Source organism: Enterobacter sp. SENG-6, from assembly GCF_001605945.1.
Lineage (GTDB): Bacteria > Pseudomonadota > Gammaproteobacteria > Enterobacterales > Enterobacteriaceae > Enterobacter > Enterobacter cloacae.
The window spans coordinates 91521-108147 of the sequence record NZ_LOMM01000078.1 but is presented as its reverse complement, the minus strand read 5'-3'; the positions used below and the strand labels follow the sequence as shown (position 1 = coordinate 108147).

Below are 16627 nucleotides of genomic sequence, written 5' to 3'. Positions count from 1 at the left end.
CAAATTTGCGTATGCAACGCCGCTGTTTATATAATATTATATATAAAATCATATAGATGGGTGGGCATGATGAATAAATTACAACTAAAACCCCGTGAATTAAAAATAATTTCCGTCATCGCCGCCACCCACAGCATTGGCGACGCCGCCGCCCTGCTGGGCATGGCACAGGCCAACGTCAGTAAATATCTCTCTGATTTTGAAACACGAGTCGGTCTCAAGGTCTTTGAGCGCACCACTCGTCAGCTTGCGCTAACGCAGTTTGGTGAGGCCTTGCTTCCTTACGTGAACGCCACGCTGGATAAAAATAGTCAGCTTATTAATTTTATTGCCGATTATAAGCATGAAAAGCGTGGAAAGGTGACGATTTACGCCCCGACAGGCATCGTGACATATCTCTCTCGTCATGTGATCCACCAGATAAAAGACATTGGCGATATTCGTATTTCGCTGAAAACATACAATCTGGACCGCAATGAATTTTCTGAGGGGGTGACCTTTCCGGATGACTGCGATATTTTAATTACCTATGCTCAGCCGAAAGATGAAAGTCTGGTCGCAAGTGTATTAACCCAATATTCCGTTACCGCCTTCGCGACCGAAGAGTATTTAAATCAGCACCCGTTAAACGGCCCGGAAGATTTAATTCATCATTCCTGTATTTTAATCGACTCCATGCTGGTGGATGATGCTAACATCTGGCGGTTCCGCGTTCATGGCAGTGATGATGTACAGGATTACCGGGTTACCGGGAATTATATTTGCGACAATACACAAACTGCCCTGGAGCTGGCGAGGAATAATCTCGGTATCGTCTTTGCGCCGAAAGAGAGCCTGAGAAAAGAGTTAAAAAACGGTTCACTTGTTCCCTGCTTCCCGCATCAGGAAGAGTGGTGGCTGGATCTGACGGCCATCTTCCGCAAGCGTGAATACCAGCCATGGCGCGTGCAATATGTTCTGGATGGCGTCCTGAATAATCTTCGCCAGCAAATAGCTCAGGCCGCCCACGGACGGCCTGAGCTGGATGACTAGAACAGCCCCAGCGGTTTATCGGAGTAGCTGACCAGCAGGCATTTCGTCTGCTGATAATGCTCCAGCATCATTTTGTGCGTTTCACGCCCGATGCCTGACTGCTTATAGCCCCCAAAGGCCGCGTGCGCCGGGTAGGCGTGATAGCAGTTGGTCCATACGCGTCCGGCCTGGATCCCCCGGCCCATTTTATACGCCAGATTGCCGTTGCGGCTCCAGACGCCTGCCCCCAGGCCATACGGCGTATCGTTGGCAATCTCCAGCGCCTCCTCCATCGTTTTGAAGGTGGTCACGGCCAGCACCGGTCCAAAAATTTCCTCCTGGAAAACGCGCATATTGTTTTTGCCAGACAGAATGGTCGGCTCAAGGTAATACCCTTCCTGCAGATCGCCGCCGAGCACTTTACGGCGTCCACCGGTGAGGACATCCGCCCCTTCTTTTTTGCCGATATCAATGTAATTAAGGATGGTTTCCAGCTGTCCATGCGACACCTGCGCGCCCATCTGCGTCACGTTATCTAGCGGGTTACCGCTGCGGATCGACTCCACGCGGCGAATGGCCCGTTCCATAAAGCGATCATAGATGGACTCCTGCACCAGCGCGCGGCTTGGACAGGTGCAGACTTCGCCCTGGTTAAAGGCAAACAGCGCAAACCCTTCCAGCGCTTTATCGAAGAAGGCGTCCTCTTCCGCCATCACGTCCTCGAAGAAGATGTTCGGGGATTTTCCGCCCAGCTCCAGCGTCACCGGAATGATGTTCTGGGTGGCGTACTGCATGATCTGCTGACCCACTTCCGTCGAGCCGGTAAACGCCACTTTGGCGATGCGTTTTGAGGTCGCCAGATATTCCCCAATCTCCCCCCCGGCCCCGTTGACCACGTTAATCACCCCCGGGGGCAGCAGGTCACCGATAATGTCCATCAGCAGCAGTACTGAAAGCGGCGTTAAGCGGGCCGGTTTCAGCACAATGCAGTTCCCGGCCGCCAGCGCGGGCGCCATTTTCCAGCTCGCCATCAGCAGCGGGAAGTTCCACGGGATAATCTGCCCCACCACGCCCAGCGGCTCGTGGAAGTGATACGCCACGGTGTCGCTATCGACTTCACTGATTCCCCCCTCCTGAGCACGAATACAGGAGGCAAAATAGCGGAAGTGGTCAATCGCCAGCGGCACATCGGCCGCCATCGTTTCACGGATCGGCTTGCCGTTATCCCAGGTTTCTGCCGTCGCCAGCAGTTCAAGATTTTGCTCCATCCGGTCGGCAATTTTGAACAGGATCGCCGCCCTGTCCTGCACGGAAGTCTGTCCCCATTTATCTTTGGCTTTATGCGCCGCATCCAGCGCCAAATCGATATCGCGCTTGCCTGAGCTGGCTATCTCGCACAGCGGCTGGCCGGTGACGGGGGTCAGGTTGGAATAGTATTCGCCGTCGACGGGTGCCACCCAGTCGCCGCCAATAAAGTTGTCATAACGGGGTTTTAGCTTGAGAGGGAAACCGTACTCGCCTGGCTGAATGCGTGAAGAGGGAGGATTGTTTGTCATGACCGTCTCCTTGCTGTTGGTGTACAACAAGGGTAGTACCGGCTGGTGATTTTATCGCCAGCCGGGAGTGGTGTTTACGACAGGGGTCACGCTGTTTCTGGAAAGAGCAACGAATCCCGTAATAAATGGTCGTTACCGCGACGGCGGGTAAAACCGATGCGGTTGAAATATTCCAGGATCTGAATGGCAAGCTTTCGCCCCACGTTCAGACGATCGCGGAAATCAGCCGCACAGGTGGAGCCTCGCGCCTGATCCAGTTCGCGGATCAGGCTGGCAAACGCGACGATACGATCGTTGCGGTAATAACGATCTTTCACGATCGCAACGATGAGCCCCTGCTGCGCGGCATGGCGCAATACCTGGCGCATCACCTGCTCGTCGGTATTCGTTTCACGGGCGAGATCGCGAACCCACCAGGGCTCATCGCCAAACAGAGGGGCCGCTTTTTGCCAGATTGCCTCTTGCTCTGCGGTGAACCCGGCTTTGTGATCCGGCAGATGCAGCCAGCCGTGGTGGCTTTTGATCACGCCGCTTTCACGCATGTTTTCTATCAGCAACAGCACCAGCGCATCGTCTTCCATTGGCAGCGCCATACGACGCAGGCGCTCGCGCCCCGGGCCAGGCTCATCCTGATGCTGTTCATGGTAGGTGGCAAGCGTGTTTAACACCTTTCGCTGCCAGCACGCCGCAACCGGCGCGTTCAGCAGGTTATTACCGGCCTGGATAAATCCCGGCTGCTGGGTCAGCGGGAGGAGGCCTTCGTTGCTGAGCTGTCGTGCCCAGGCGAAGTCGGTCAGGTTCACCGCACCGCGTTCAAGATGCACCTCCAGCGCAGCCTTGTCGTTACTGGCCTGCGCCAGTGCCGACAGCCACTGCAAATACTCCGGTTTACGCTTCCCGCGACGCGGCGGGTTGAGCGTCACCACCCGCGCCCCGGCCAGCGTTTCTCGCGCCGAAATATCACGCAGCACCAGACGGTCATTATCTGCCAGCCAGAGTGGCGTATCGAAAACCAGTTCAGCGAGATCGTTTTCCAGCAGCGACACGCGCCCGGTGATATGGCTGGCCGCATGGTGGATATGCAGCGGCTGCCACTGACTGAGCGGGATATGCGTCTGCAGGGAGACAATCACCCGCTCAGACGGTTCTGGCGGCGCCTCAGACAGCAGCCAGTCGCCGCGGTTTAGCTGCGCTTTCTCCGCATCGCCGGCAATATTGAGGGCGATACGCTGCCCGGCATGGGCATGATCAACGGGCTGGTTTTGTGCATGCAACCCGCGCACCCGCATCGGCTTGTTAATACCCGTCAGCCATACGGTATCGCCCACCTTCACTTCCCCACTCAGGGCGGTACCGGTCACCACCAGACCCGCACCTTTAACGGTAAACGCCCTGTCGATGGCCAGACGAAAGCGATGATGGCTGGCATGTTCCCGCGACGAAAGCTGCTGCAAATGGTGGCGAAGTGCGTCGATCCCGCGCCCTTCTGTGGCGACTGTTTCAAACAGCGCAGCATCGGTAAAGCCATATTCGCGCAACGTGGCCTGCACCGCCTCGCGCACCTCGTTAATACGCGTCGCGTCCACACGATCGGCTTTAGTCAGCGCCACGGTTAGCTGTGGGTTGCCCGTCAACTGCAGGATCGCCAGGTGTTCACGCGTTTGCGCCATAACGCCGTCATCACAGGCCACCACCAGCAGGGCATGGTCAATACCTCCGACCCCCGCCAGCATGTTGGAAAGAAACTGTTCGTGTCCGGGGACGTCAATAAAGCCCAGCACGCGACCATCGGGCTGCGGCCAGTAGGCATAACCCAGATCGATGGTCATACCGCGCTTTTTCTCTTCCGGCAGGCGATCGGCATTCACGCCCGTGATGGCCTGCAACAAGGTGGTTTTTCCGTGGTCAACATGACCGGCGGTGGCAATAATCATTTCAACAGCATCTCCAGAAATCGCTCTTCATCTTCAAGACAGCGTAGATCCAGCCACATTCGGCCATCGTAAATTCGCCCGATAACCGGCGTTGGCAGGGCACGCCAGCGCGCAGAGAGCGCATCAAGCCTGCTGCCGCGGTCATCGCGCGGGGTGAAGGTCAGGGCCGCGCTGGGCAGCCGATCCACCGGTAACGAGCCACTGCCAATTTGCGACTGGCAGGACTCAATGCGCACGTCGAAATCGGCGTAATGCGACGCGACATTCGGCAACAGTAACTCGGCCTGCGCGCGAATCGAGGCGGCATCACGCGTTAACAGACGCAGCGTTGGCAGGCGTTCCGCCAGTTTCTCCGGGTGGAGATAGAGCCGCAGCGTCGCGTCCAGCGCGGCAAGCGTCATTTTATCGGCACGCAGGGCGCGCTTCAGCGGATGCTGCTGCAGTTTCGCAATCAATTCACGCTTACCGACGATGATCCCGGCCTGCGGCCCGCCCAGCAGCTTATCACCGGAAAAACTGACCAGGCTAACGCCCGCCGCAATCATCTCCTGCACCATCGGCTCTTTCGGCAGACCATACTGGCTCAGATCCACCAGCGAGCCGCTGCCGAGATCGGCAACGACCGGCACATTCAGCTCCTGGCCTATCACCGCCAGCTCGGCCTCTTCAACGGTTTTAGTGAATCCTTCGATATGATAATTACTGGTGTGGACCTTCATCAGCAGGGCGGTGTTTTCATTAATCGCCGCACGATAATCTTTCGCATGGGTCCGGTTAGTGGTACCCACTTCATGCAGGGTACAGCCCGCCTGGCGCATCACGTCCGGGATGCGAAACGCGCCGCCAATCTCCACCAGTTCGCCGCGCGAGACGACCACCTCTTTGCCGCTGGCGGTCGCTGCCAGCATCAACAGGACCGCCGCCGCGTTGTTATTCACAATGCAGGCATCTTCAGCACCGGTGAGCTGACAAAGCAGATCCGCCAGGGCCCGATCACGATGCCCGCGTCCTGCACCGTCGAGATCGTACTCCAGCGTGACAGGCGAACGCATGGCCTGCGTTACGGCATCTACCGCCTCTTCCGCCTGCTGCGCACGCCCGAGATTGGTATGCAGGACGGTCCCCGTCAGGTTAAACACCGGGCGCAACGCGCTTTGCCCTTTCTCAACCAGCCTCTGTTCCAGCTCCTGCTCCCACGCCACGCACCAGCCGGGCAAGGCATTTTCTGCCTGAATATGGCGCCGGGCCTCGTCCTGAAGCAGACGTAACATCTCAACCGTCGCGGTATGGCCGAACCGCTCAACAGCGGAATGAATAAGGGGTTCACGAAGGAGTCGGTCGGTAGCGGGGATCTGGCTGTACAGGGAGTGATGAGTAGTCATGGAAGCGCCTGGCGAGTAAATATCATCCCCCCTCCCGACGGGAGAGGGAGTTAACATGTGGAGGGATTGTACCGCCTCCTGACGCGAAGTGTTATAACCCGCGTCAAGCCTTTGGCGGTTCGGTACGGGCGAAGCTCTCGCGCTGGAAGAGCGTTTCGGCGAGCTTCACCAGCAGCGGACGGTCGACGCACCAGCCAGGGGAGACGCGACGAAAGTTGAGATAACCAATGGCGCAGGCGATAGCGATCGTCGCCAGATTCAGGCTATCCGTTGCTATTTTGCCCTCCTGGATGAGCTGCTCGCACCTGTCCAGGCTGCGGCTGATTTTCTCACGCTGGCGCAGCAGCTCCGTTTCCGACTGCTGAGCAACGGGCCTTGCCTGCTCGCGCACGGAAGTTAACGCCGCATCCATGATGCCATCGGCCAGCGCTTCAATTTGCTTCACTGCCAGGGCCGCCTTCGGATCTGCCGGTAACATGGCTGGCGCAACGCCGAGCAGCTCGATGTACTCAGCGATAATCGGGGAATCAAACCAGTATTCGCCCTCGTCCGTTACCAGCGCCGGGACTTTCCCCAGCGGGTTGTACTGCGCAACGCCGTTTTCGGCGTTATAGGGCTGTTCATTAACGAATTCAAATTCAATCCCTTTCTCCAGCAGGAGAATCGAGATCTTTCGCACGAAGGGACTGGTGTAGCTGCCGATGAGTTTCATTGCCTGATCCTTGATGCCAGAAAAAGTCAGTATGGATCAAGCACTGAAAAAAGGGCAGGTATGCATGTCGCATTCCTGCCCGGCGAGGATTAATGATCAAGATAGAGATAGTGCATCCAGCTGGTCATGCGCAGCAGGACTTTACGCATCACCGAGACGTGCGCGAAATGGTCGGAATAGACCGCCACCTGCGCGTAAATACCGTCCGGCAACGCATCAACGTCGGCGTTAGGCTCCAGTTCTATCAGCGCCTGCACGCCATCCGTTCCCGGTGTTACCGTTAGCGACTGCAGCGCCCCCTGCGCCTGATACGAGCCCCCTGGCACCACCGGCAGAATGCTGGTGAGCTTGCCGGAGAAGACCTGCCCCGGCAGGGCGTTAAACACCACTTCCGCTTCATCGCCCGGCTTCAGACGCAGCAGCGAGTTCTGACGGAACTGGGCCACAATCTGGCGTTTCTGTTCAGGAATAAAGACCATGACCGGGCGCAGCGGCAGCGCGGCGGCATACGTCCCCGGGCGAATCAGCACCTGAGTGATGTAGTCATTACTCGGCGCACGCACCACGGTCTGATCCAGGTTGTATTTGGCTTCGGCCAGCTGGGCGCGTAAAGAGGCTATCTGCGACTGTTCGCCGTTCACCATGCTGTCTAACTGGCTTTTGATCTGCGTCTGTTCCGCCACTGAACCTTTTACCAGCGCGTCCTGAGCCAGATAGTTCTGCCGCGCGTTGTCGATATCGCTCTCAGAGAACGGGTTTACCTTCGCCTGGCTGCCTTTGAGATAGCGCTGGTAATCTTTATACAGACGGTCCCGCTCGGCGGACACGCGCGTGGTGTTGGCTACTGCTTCCGACAGTTGCGCTTTGAGCACGTCGATATTGTGCGTCGCGGTCACCAGGTCGGCCTGCAGTCTGTCGACCCGTGCCTGATAGCGGCCCGGGTCAAGTTTAAATAACACTTCGCCTTTTTTAATAAGCTGGTTATTTTTATCAGTGACTTCGCTGACCACGCCGGTCACCTGCGGCGTAATTGGGATTGAAATAACCGCTTTTTGCGCCGTAAACGTATACGGGTGGTTATAGTTCATTAATAAAATAAGGCCCGCCACAATAAACACCCCACCTAATGTAGCGGTGGCGAGCGTCCACTGGTTGACCGGAATACGGAATATTTTAAAAATCGCCCAGGCAAACGCCACGTAGGTCAAAATAATCAACAGATCCATAATTAGCGCTCCAGCGTTTTCGTATCAGCAGTGGGCTGTACCGCTGCCAGCTTTTGTTCTAATTCGGCCACGCGTTTGGCCAGCGCATCCATACCCGGCACCTCATCAGGTTTGGTGATGTGGTTTTGCATGCCCCAACCGCGATCTTCCCGGTACAGCGTGGCCCAGATCCACAGGAACGGCCAGATGGCATGGAGCGTAAACAGGCTAATCCAGCCCGCCGTGTGGATTGCATCGGCATGGGGATGATTACGCTTTTTGGCCATGTTATAGGGGATGTCATGAATGGCGATGATTCCATAAAACAGAACCAGAAAAACAAAAATCAATACGCCCAGCGCAAAATAGTTGAGAAACATATTCTCCTCACTTAAACAACGTCAACTCATTAAATTAATAAAACAGTACGCAACCTAATTAATTTATTTTTAAACATAAAAGGTAGACTGGTTATTTCAGAGCCGGGGAGTATCGGTTTTTATAATATCTCCATGCAAGTTTATAAACGTGTCAAAATATATCCTGAATAATAATATACTTAACCTTACATTATGAGCGTAATCCACGTTTTCGCTTTTCGCCATACCACACATGAAAAGTGGTTTTTTAGCTTTGCGTGTTGCCCAGAACCATCGTGACGCTCATTCGTCAGGAAGAATTTGCCGCCGATCACAGCCGGAGAAATCCGTATAAAAATTTTTTGTGAATTAAATCACAACTCAGAAACAAACCCGCGACAACTAAATGTGATTCATCTCACAAAAACAGGGGTGTTTTGCCGATTTTCTCCCCATTGTGTTTTTTTTAGACTGTGGTTTTGTGATTCAGATCACCTCTTTTCCCGCCACACCCCCTGCATTTACGTGATTGTGATCACACAATTTTTCGCTGTCTGGACAGTTGAACGATTCAGTGCCAGATTTCACAGCATCAGAACAGGGCCCGGCTACCTCTGCCGCCTCATTAACAATAAACCTCGGGCCGCAAGCCTAAGCGTAAACAGAAGAAGGGGTGTTTTATGTCATCCGATTTCAAGATCAAAGTTCAAAGCTTTGGTCGTTTCCTCAGCAATATGGTGATGCCAAATATCGGCGCGTTTATCGCGTGGGGTATCATCACTGCATTATTCATTCCGACAGGGTGGTTGCCTAACGAAACGCTGGCGAAACTTGTTGGCCCAATGATTACTTACCTGCTGCCGCTGCTCATCGGTTATACCGGTGGTCGTCTGGTGGGCGGTGACCGTGGTGGCGTAGTGGGTGCCATCACAACCATGGGTGTTATCGTCGGTGCGGATATGCCGATGTTCCTCGGTGCGATGATCGCCGGTCCTCTGGGTGGCTGGGCGATTAAGAAATTCGACGTTTGGGTTGATGGCAAAATCAAATCCGGCTTCGAGATGCTGGTGAACAACTTCTCTGCGGGCATCATCGGGATGATCCTCGCGATTCTGGCGTTCCTCGGCATTGGCCCGGCAGTTGAAGTCCTGTCCAAGATTCTGGCGGCGGGCGTTAACTTCATGGTGGCGCACGACATGCTGCCGCTGGCGTCTATCTTTGTTGAACCGGCGAAAATCCTGTTCCTGAACAACGCCATCAACCACGGTATCTTCTCACCGCTGGGTATTCAGCAGTCTCATGACCTCGGCAAGTCCATCTTCTTCCTGATTGAAGCGAACCCGGGTCCGGGTATGGGCGTTCTGCTGGCGTACATGTTCTTTGGTCGCGGCAGCGCGAAGCAGTCTGCTGGCGGTGCGGCTATCATTCACTTCCTGGGCGGTATTCACGAAATTTACTTCCCGTACGTGCTGATGAACCCACGTCTGATCCTGGCCGTTATCCTCGGCGGTATGACCGGTGTGTTCACTCTGAGCGTGCTGAACGGTGGTCTGGTTTCTCCGGCGTCTCCGGGCTCTATCCTGGCGGTACTGGCAATGACGCCGAAAGGTGCCTATTTTGCTAACATCGCGGCTATCTGTGCGGCAATGGCAGTCTCCTTCGTGGTCGCTTCTATCCTGCTGAAAACCAGCAAAGTGAAAGAAGATGACGATATCGAAGCGGCCACCCGTCGTATGCACGACATGAAAGCCGAGTCCAAAGGCGCAACGCCGCTGTCAGCGGGTGATGTTTCTAACGACCTGAGCCACGTGCGTAAAATCATCGTTGCCTGTGATGCCGGTATGGGTTCCAGCGCAATGGGTGCCGGCGTGCTGCGTAAGAAAGTGCAGGATGCAGGCCTGACCAATATCTCAGTGACCAACAGCGCCATTAACAGCCTGCCACCGGATGTTGACCTGGTAATTACGCACCGTGACCTGACCGAACGTGCCATGCGCCAGGTACCGCAGGCACAGCATATTTCGCTGACCAACTTCCTCGACAGCGGCCTGTACACCAGCCTGACTGAACGTCTGGTGGCCGCACAGCGTCACGAAGACAACGAAGTGAAAGTGCGGACCAGCCTGCAGGACAGCTTTGACGAGAGCAATGCTCACCTGTTTAAGCTGGGCGCGGAGAACATCTTCCTCGGCCGTACCGCGAGCACCAAAGAAGAGGCAATTCGCTTTGCCGGTGAGCAGCTGGTGAAAGGCGGCTACGTTCAGCCTGAATATGTCGACGCGATGCTGGAACGCGAAAAACTGACGCCAACCTACCTGGGCGAATCCATCGCGGTGCCGCACGGTACGGTGGAAGCGAAAGACCGCGTGCTCAAAACCGGCGTGGTGTTCTGCCAGTATCCTGATGGCGTGCGCTTCGGTGAAGAAGAAGACGACATTGCCCGTCTGGTGATTGGTATCGCCGCTCGCAATAACGAGCACATCCAGGTGATTACCAGCCTGACCAACGCGCTGGATGATGAGTCCGTCATCGAGCGTCTGGCACAGACTGAAAGCGTTGAAGAAGTGCTGGCACTCCTCAACAAATAACAGCGTATCTTCCCTCTCCCCTTAGGGGAGAGGGCTAGGGTGAGGGGTATACGTTCCTCACCCCAGCCCTCTCGGGTAAAAACATTGATAAAGGTTAACACTATGAAAGCATTACATTTTGGCGCAGGTAATATCGGTCGTGGCTTTATCGGCAAACTGCTGGCAGACGCGGGCATTACGCTGACATTCGCCGATGTGAATCAGGTCGTTCTGGATGCCCTGAATGCCCGTCATAGCTACCAGGTACACGTGGTGGGAGAAAACGAGCAGGTTGAAACGGTCTCTGGCGTCAACGCGGTAAGCAGCATTGGCGACGATGTTATCGACCTCATCGCCAGCGTTGACCTGGTGACCACCGCAGTGGGCCCGGTGGTACTTGAGCGCATCGCGCCTGCGGTCGCAAAAGGCCTGGCAAAACGTAAAGCGCAGGGCATCGATACCCCGCTGAACATCATTGCCTGTGAAAATATGGTGCGTGGCACCACACAGCTGAAAGGCCACGTTCTGGCCGCCGTTGCGGACGAAGACAAAGCCTGGGTTGAAGCGCACGTTGGCTTCGTGGATTCTGCCGTTGACCGTATCGTTCCGCCGTCAGAATCTGCAACTAACGACCCGCTGGAAGTGACGGTGGAAACCTTCAGCGAGTGGATCGTGGACAAAACCCAATTTAAAGGCGCGCTGCCGACCATTCCAGGTATGGAATTAACGGATAACCTGATGGCATTTGTGGAACGTAAACTCTTCACGCTGAACACGGGTCATGCTATAACCGCGTACCTCGGAAAATTGGCCGGTCATCAGACTATTCGTGATGCGATCCTCGACGAGAAGATCCGCGCGGTGGTAAAAGGGGCAATGGAAGAGAGCGGCGCGGTGCTGATCAAACGCTACGGTTTTGATGCTGATAAACACGCAGCATACATCCAGAAAATCCTCGGTCGTTTTGAAAACCCGTATCTGAAAGATGACGTTGAGCGCGTGGGCCGCCAGCCATTGCGTAAGCTGAGCGCGGGCGATCGCCTGATTAAGCCGCTGCTGGGTACGCTGGAATACGGCCTGCCGCACGCCAACCTGGTGAAAGGGATTGCCGCCGCGATGCACTACCGCAGCGAGCAGGATCCGCAGGCGCAGGAGCTGGCTCAGCTAATTGATGACCAGGGCGCACAGGCTGCGCTGGCGCAGATTTCCGGTCTGGACGCCAACAGCGACGTGGTTGCGGAGGCGGTTAACGCATATAACGCAACCAAATGATGCACAGTGAGGCGCAGGTGATCCTGCGCCCTGATTACAGATTGTCAGATATGCAGGCAATAATGGAACAAACCCAGGCCTTTGAAAATCGTGTGCTTGAGCGTCTGAATGCTGGCAAAACCGTACGAAGTTTCCTGATTACCGCCGTCGAGTTGTTAACCGAGGCGGTGAATATCCTGGTACTTCAGGTGTTTCGCAAAGACGACTACGCGGTAAAATATGCTGTAGAACCGTTACTGGACGGCGACGGACCGCTGGGCGATTTATCCGTGCGTCTGAAGCTGATTTATGGTCTTGGCGTGCTGAACCGGCAAGAGTATGAAGATGCGGAGCTGTTGATGGCGCTGCGCGAAGAGCTCAATCATGACGGTAATGAGTACACTTTTACCGATGACGAGATCCTTGGCCCCTTCGGCGAGCTGCATTGCGTTACCGCGCTCCCCCCTGCCCCCCATTTTGATAACAGCGACCCGGAACTGTACGCCATGCAAAAGCTGCGTTATCAACAGGTTGTCCGTTCCACGATGGTTCTTTCCCTGACTGAGCTGATTTCCCGAATCAGCTTAAAAAAAGCGTTTCAGAAGTAAGCCTGCTCACATTGGTGTATCCTTCCCTCTAAATTCCCCGTTTTCAGAGTTATTTGTCATGAAAGAAGTCGAAAAGAACGAAATTAAACGCCTGAGCGACCGCCTGGATCTGATCCGCCATCAGATGGCCGGTCTCTCGCTGGTAGACTCCGCCGAGAAGTACGCCGAGCTTGAGAAAGAGACCGCGAAGCTGGAAGCGGAGATCGAGCGCCTGCGCGAAGTGAAAAGCCAGAAGCTGAGTAAAGAAGCGCAGAAGCTGATGAATATGCCGCACCGCCGCGCCATTACCAAAAAAGAGCAGGCCGATATGGGCAAGCTGAAGAAAAGCGTACGGGGTCTGGTGGTGGTCCACCCGATGACCGAGCTTGGCCGCGAGATGGGCCTGAAAGAGATGACGGGTTTTTGTAAGACGGCGTTCTGATCGGTCTCCCCTGCCGCAGCGGCAGGGGAACACTCAGTTGTAAATCAGGTTAAACGTGGCCATCGCATCCGCTTTTCCCGCCGTCACGTTCTCTTCTGTCTGAATATAATGCGCATCAAACCAGAAGGTCTGCGTCTGGTTATCTCCCACCTGCCCAAGCGCCGACACCTGCGGGGTGTTCCACGGCACCACCTGCCCCTGAACCGCACCGGTATTGTCGCCATAAAGCAGTTCGATCCCGACGCCGCTGGCGCTGTCCTGCTGCTTCGTTAACGCCAGCGCCCGATCGTTGCCCGGCGTGGTATCGCCGAAAAAGCCCATCTTCACCGTCGTGTTATTTTCACAGGTCACCGGAATGCTGAAGCGTCCGCCACCGGCGCGGGAGCCTGTGCCGTGAAATTCACGCTGGCTTACGGTTCCCATCGGCACCAGAATGCTGCGGGAACCAACGGAACAGCTGGTATGCCTGACCGTGAAGCTGGCGAGACGGATCTGCACCGGTGTCGCGACGCTGGTCGCGCTGGCTTTGTTTTCTCCCGCCTGTAATATCAGCGATCCGACGTTTTGCTCCTGGGAGTTGGCGTTATCATCAGGCATGGCGCTGGACGTCGGTATTTTGTAAAACACCACCCAGAACTGCATCTTATAGGTTGAGGCGCTGGCAAAAGCAGGATTCTGTGAGGCGTCGCAGATACGGCGGGACTCGTTGCCGTCTACCGGGCTGGTGCCGTCAATATACCGCACGGCATCCGCACCACAGTACTGCTGCTCGCGGAACCCGAGCGCGTAGCCGATGCCTTCAATCTGGGTTTTGTAGACGTGCCGCGACGCACCGTCTTCCCCCACCACGGTGCCGACGGGATTATCCATCTCGACAAATCCGATACTTCGCCAGGCGTCATTTCCGCCATCGCAGCTGTAAAAATCCGCCCCGGTAGACTGTATCGGCGCGGAAACCGGCGTCCAGTCCGCTGTGCCAGGAGCATATCCAATGGCGTAGGGTACCTGGACAACCCACTGATTGCGCGTGGTGTGGCAGGGCGAGGCCTGAGCGTGCGCATGAAAACTCAGCATGCCAAAAAGAGAAAGTAGACTGAGGTAGAAAACCCATTGAATAAAGTGACGCATAATATTCCTCTAGTGGCACTCAAGAGACAGCGTAGCGATGCCGGGAGCCATATGAGCCGCCCCCAGTTTGAACGGCGTCTGGCACTGACGCGGCTCTCCGTCTTCATACCAGGTTACGCGCAGCGTGCCGCGCTCCGGTACTCCGCTCAGGTAAGCCTGACCGCCGTCAGCCACCATGCTTCGGTTGGCTGAACGACGTTTTTGCTCCACCACCTCGGCCTGGGCGCCAAATGGTAATGGCTCGCCGTGGTATCGCAGGGAGAACAGCACGCGATAGCCAATGTGCGTTGCGTAATTAGCAAGCACCACCGCGCCGCTGGTGGGAACGAGCGTCAGACCGCTCTGCTCAACGTCGACGTTTTCGCCAAGCGTCGCCGTATCAAGATTGACGGTATTCTTACGATAGGCCGAAAGCGCGGGCATAACCGCGTAGCCGCGACTGTCGGTATGGATGCCGCTGTAGCCCTCCGGCTCAACATTCGCCGCGCCAGGCACGCGCAGCAGGGCGACGCTATCGCCCAGCGGCTGGCTGAGCGTGACGCCATACTGCGTGGCGATAACGCCCCCGGCGAGGCCGAGACTGGCATTATCGCCGTTTCGGCTGCGATCATAACCGAGGCTTACGTTGCCGTAGCCGCCGTTATATTGCAGCGCCAGACTGGTGCTGTCGGCTTGTCCCTCGCTGGCTTTACTCTGCTGAACGCTATAGTTGAGGTTGCGGTTCGCCAGCGCGCTGCCGTTGAGTGACACCTGCTGCGTGGACATCCCACGGTTATTTTTATTGATGAAGTAACTCACCGAGCTGTCCGGTAGCCAGTTACCGAGCGGAATATTGATATTAAACGACACGGTGCGATCGGGATGTTGCTCACGTGCTGAGTCGGTATAGTCATACCCCGCTCCCCATGAAATGCCCCGCCAGCTGGTGTACCAGCCAAGGTGTATGGTTTTATCCTGCCCGGAGGTGTGCCAGTAATCCTGCATCCACGCCGAAACGCTAAGACTGCCGAACTGCCCCAGCGTCTGTGAGAAGGTTATTTGCGAGCGGCTACGGCGGTTATTGAGCCGTAACTGCTGGCTGTCAGACTGATTCAGCTCGCTAAACTCATAAAAGTTGCGCGAAGCATAACGATAGCTCGCCAGATTGAAGGCGGTGCCGGTGGTATTAAAATCCTTCTGATACTGAACGCGCCACGCCTGCCCGATTACGCTTTTGCCGTCAGATAAACGGCTTTTTGCCAGCGTATCGTCAACGCCCAGCGAGCCGAACGCGCCAAACCCTCTGCCCACGCCAATGGCGCCGGCCTGGTAGTTATTCGCCGTACGAAAGCCGCCGTATACCGTCATACTGGAGAACAAGCCGTAGAAAAAAGCGCCTTCAACAAAGTCCGGCGACCGGGCATCGCTGGAGCCGGAGTGAAAGCGTCCGGCGTTGAGGCTGTATTTCAGGCTGCCCTGGCGCCGCATAAACGGTACTGCAGAATAAGGCTGGGTAAATACGCGTTTCGAGCCGTCGCTTTCCGTGATGGTCACCTGCAAATCGCCGCTTTGCGCGCCGGGGAACAGATCGTTAATAACAAACGGCCCGGCTGCTACCCAGGTTTCATAAATCACATAGCCATTTTGCGAAACAGAAACCCTGGCATAGCTGTGCGCGACGCCGCGAATTGTCGGCGCGAAGCCGCGCTGGCTGTCGGGTAACATACTTTCGCTGGATGAGAGCTGAACCCCGCGAAACGCCACGCTATCGAACAGGTCGCCGGCAGTCCAGGCATCGCCGATCCGCAGTTGACTGTTCAGGCTGCGAATATCCCTGCTCAGCCAGCTGCTTTGTGACTGAAAACGATTGCCGCCCGCGTTGCTGTAGCTCCAGGCCGACGTATTACGCAGCCGCCACGGTCCCAGGTTTACGCCGTTACGCAGGCTGAGATAGCTTGACGTCGTGTCGCCGTTTTGATGATGGGCCTGCCCGCCCGTGAGACTGTAATCAACAAATGCCGCCGGAATACCGTCATCCCACTGCGACGGAGGCACATAGCCACGGCTGCGGTGCGTCATCGCCGCCTGCGGCAGGCTGAGAAACAGGCGCTGCTGGTTAAAATCATAGGAGGTCCGCGCCGCCGGGATAAAATCGGCGATATGCGTGAAGGTCTCTCCCTCCTGCAACCGGGAAAGCGCCGGGATCGCCCCCACATTCACCCCGAGCGTCTCCAGCAGCGGCACGCTAAACACGGGCTGCAGGCTACCTTTCTCATTGACGAAAGTAATCTCCTGATGCCGTTCCTCGCGTCCGTTAACCTCAATCGTTACGAGCCACGTGCCGGGCATCTGCCCGCCCTTTTCGGATAAATAGTGCAGATCCGCCGTTTTCTGTTCGGCAGAGGAAAGCTCCAGCGCGGCGGGATCGAAATAATCCTCGGCCCATCCTGTGCGGCTTATGCTGAGCAGCAGCACCGAAAGTGGCGCATAACGAAACAGGCGAGAAGGCATGGT

At 56.0% G+C, this 16627-nt stretch carries 13 protein-coding genes; 5 read left to right on the top strand and 8 right to left on the bottom strand.

Annotated features, from left to right (window positions below):
- Positions 1 to 66: 66 nt before the first annotated feature.
- A complete protein-coding gene (locus AX755_RS23830) occupies positions 67 to 1032 on the top strand; it encodes a LysR family transcriptional regulator (protein WP_061771396.1) in 966 nt (321 codons plus the stop codon).
- Here AX755_RS23830 and exaC read toward each other — a convergent pair.
- From exaC to AX755_RS23800, 6 genes are all read right to left on the bottom strand, one after another.
- Positions 1029 to 2567: an acetaldehyde dehydrogenase ExaC gene (gene exaC, locus AX755_RS23825; RefSeq protein ID WP_045901928.1), complete on the bottom strand. Its 1539-nt coding sequence runs from the start codon at positions 2565 to 2567 to the stop codon at positions 1029 to 1031. The two genes, AX755_RS23830 and exaC, sit on opposite strands and share 4 nt — an antisense overlap.
- Positions 2568 to 2653: 86 nt before the next feature.
- Entirely contained in the window at positions 2654 to 4501 is a 1848-nt protein-coding gene (gene selB, locus AX755_RS23820; protein ID WP_062857580.1) for a selenocysteine-specific translation elongation factor, read from the bottom strand.
- Positions 4498 to 5883 (bottom strand): L-seryl-tRNA(Sec) selenium transferase, encoded by a 1386-nt coding sequence (gene selA / locus AX755_RS23815; RefSeq protein WP_062857579.1) that lies wholly within the window; start codon positions 5881 to 5883, stop codon positions 4498 to 4500. The genes selB and selA overlap by 4 nt, the downstream gene beginning before the upstream one ends.
- Positions 5884 to 5986: 103 nt before the next feature.
- On the bottom strand, positions 5987 to 6595 hold the full coding sequence (locus AX755_RS23810) for a glutathione S-transferase (RefSeq protein ID WP_013094937.1): 609 nt from the start codon (positions 6593 to 6595) through the stop codon (positions 5987 to 5989).
- Between the two features lie 89 nt (positions 6596 to 6684).
- On the bottom strand, positions 6685 to 7821 hold the full coding sequence (locus AX755_RS23805; RefSeq protein ID WP_062857578.1) for an HlyD family secretion protein: 1137 nt from the start codon (positions 7819 to 7821) through the stop codon (positions 6685 to 6687).
- A gap of 2 nt (positions 7822 to 7823) precedes the next feature.
- Positions 7824 to 8180, bottom strand: a complete 357-nt coding sequence (locus AX755_RS23800; protein WP_013094935.1) for a DUF3302 domain-containing protein — start codon at positions 8178 to 8180, stop codon at positions 7824 to 7826.
- A gap of 659 nt (positions 8181 to 8839) precedes the next feature.
- Between AX755_RS23800 and AX755_RS23795 the strand changes: the two genes are divergently transcribed.
- From AX755_RS23795 to AX755_RS23780, 4 genes are all read left to right on the top strand, one after another.
- Positions 8840 to 10747 (top strand): PTS mannitol transporter subunit IICBA, encoded by a 1908-nt coding sequence (locus tag AX755_RS23795; protein WP_013094933.1) that lies wholly within the window; start codon positions 8840 to 8842, stop codon positions 10745 to 10747.
- Between the two features lie 102 nt (positions 10748 to 10849).
- Entirely contained in the window at positions 10850 to 11998 is a 1149-nt protein-coding gene (gene mtlD / locus AX755_RS23790) for a mannitol-1-phosphate 5-dehydrogenase (protein WP_013094932.1), read from the top strand.
- Positions 11995 to 12585, top strand: a complete 591-nt coding sequence (gene mtlR / locus AX755_RS23785; protein WP_013094931.1) for a mannitol operon repressor MtlR — start codon at positions 11995 to 11997, stop codon at positions 12583 to 12585. Before mtlD ends, mtlR begins: the two co-directional genes overlap by 4 nt.
- A 58-nt stretch (positions 12586 to 12643) precedes the next feature.
- Entirely contained in the window at positions 12644 to 13006 is a 363-nt protein-coding gene (locus AX755_RS23780; RefSeq protein WP_023621173.1) for a YibL family ribosome-associated protein, read from the top strand.
- 33 nt (positions 13007 to 13039) lie between these two features.
- On the opposite strand, the gene AX755_RS23775 is transcribed toward AX755_RS23780, so the two are convergent.
- Together AX755_RS23775 and AX755_RS23770 are read right to left on the bottom strand one after the other, a co-directional pair.
- The gene (locus tag AX755_RS23775; RefSeq protein ID WP_038418375.1) at positions 13040 to 14134 is read right to left on the bottom strand and encodes a fimbrial protein; all 1095 of its coding nucleotides are present in this window, start codon (positions 14132 to 14134) and stop codon (positions 13040 to 13042) included.
- Positions 14135 to 14143: 9 nt separating this feature from the next.
- Positions 14144 to 16624: a fimbria/pilus outer membrane usher protein gene (locus AX755_RS23770; protein ID WP_062857577.1), complete on the bottom strand. Its 2481-nt coding sequence runs from the start codon at positions 16622 to 16624 to the stop codon at positions 14144 to 14146.
- Positions 16625 to 16627 lie beyond the last annotated feature (3 nt).

Coding starts and splice junctions, on each gene's coding strand:
- selB (WP_062857580.1), bottom strand. CDS start 4,501: ATGATTATTGCCACCGCCGGTCATGTTGACCACGGAAAAACCACCTTG.
- AX755_RS23805 (WP_062857578.1), bottom strand. CDS start 7,821: ATGGATCTGTTGATTATTTTGACCTACGTGGCGTTTGCCTGGGCGATT.
- AX755_RS23770 (WP_062857577.1), bottom strand. CDS start 16,624: ATGCCTTCTCGCCTGTTTCGTTATGCGCCACTTTCGGTGCTGCTGCTC.
- AX755_RS23775 (WP_038418375.1), bottom strand. CDS start 14,134: ATGCGTCACTTTATTCAATGGGTTTTCTACCTCAGTCTACTTTCTCTT.
- AX755_RS23830 (WP_061771396.1), top strand. CDS start 67: ATGATGAATAAATTACAACTAAAACCCCGTGAATTAAAAATAATTTCC.
- AX755_RS23800 (WP_013094935.1), bottom strand. CDS start 8,180: ATGTTTCTCAACTATTTTGCGCTGGGCGTATTGATTTTTGTTTTTCTG.
- mtlD (WP_013094932.1), top strand. CDS start 10,850: ATGAAAGCATTACATTTTGGCGCAGGTAATATCGGTCGTGGCTTTATC.
- AX755_RS23795 (WP_013094933.1), top strand. CDS start 8,840: ATGTCATCCGATTTCAAGATCAAAGTTCAAAGCTTTGGTCGTTTCCTC.
- exaC (WP_045901928.1), bottom strand. CDS start 2,567: ATGACAAACAATCCTCCCTCTTCACGCATTCAGCCAGGCGAGTACGGT.
- selA (WP_062857579.1), bottom strand. CDS start 5,883: ATGACTACTCATCACTCCCTGTACAGCCAGATCCCCGCTACCGACCGA.
- mtlR (WP_013094931.1), top strand. CDS start 11,995: ATGATGCACAGTGAGGCGCAGGTGATCCTGCGCCCTGATTACAGATTG.
- AX755_RS23810 (WP_013094937.1), bottom strand. CDS start 6,595: ATGAAACTCATCGGCAGCTACACCAGTCCCTTCGTGCGAAAGATCTCG.
- AX755_RS23780 (WP_023621173.1), top strand. CDS start 12,644: ATGAAAGAAGTCGAAAAGAACGAAATTAAACGCCTGAGCGACCGCCTG.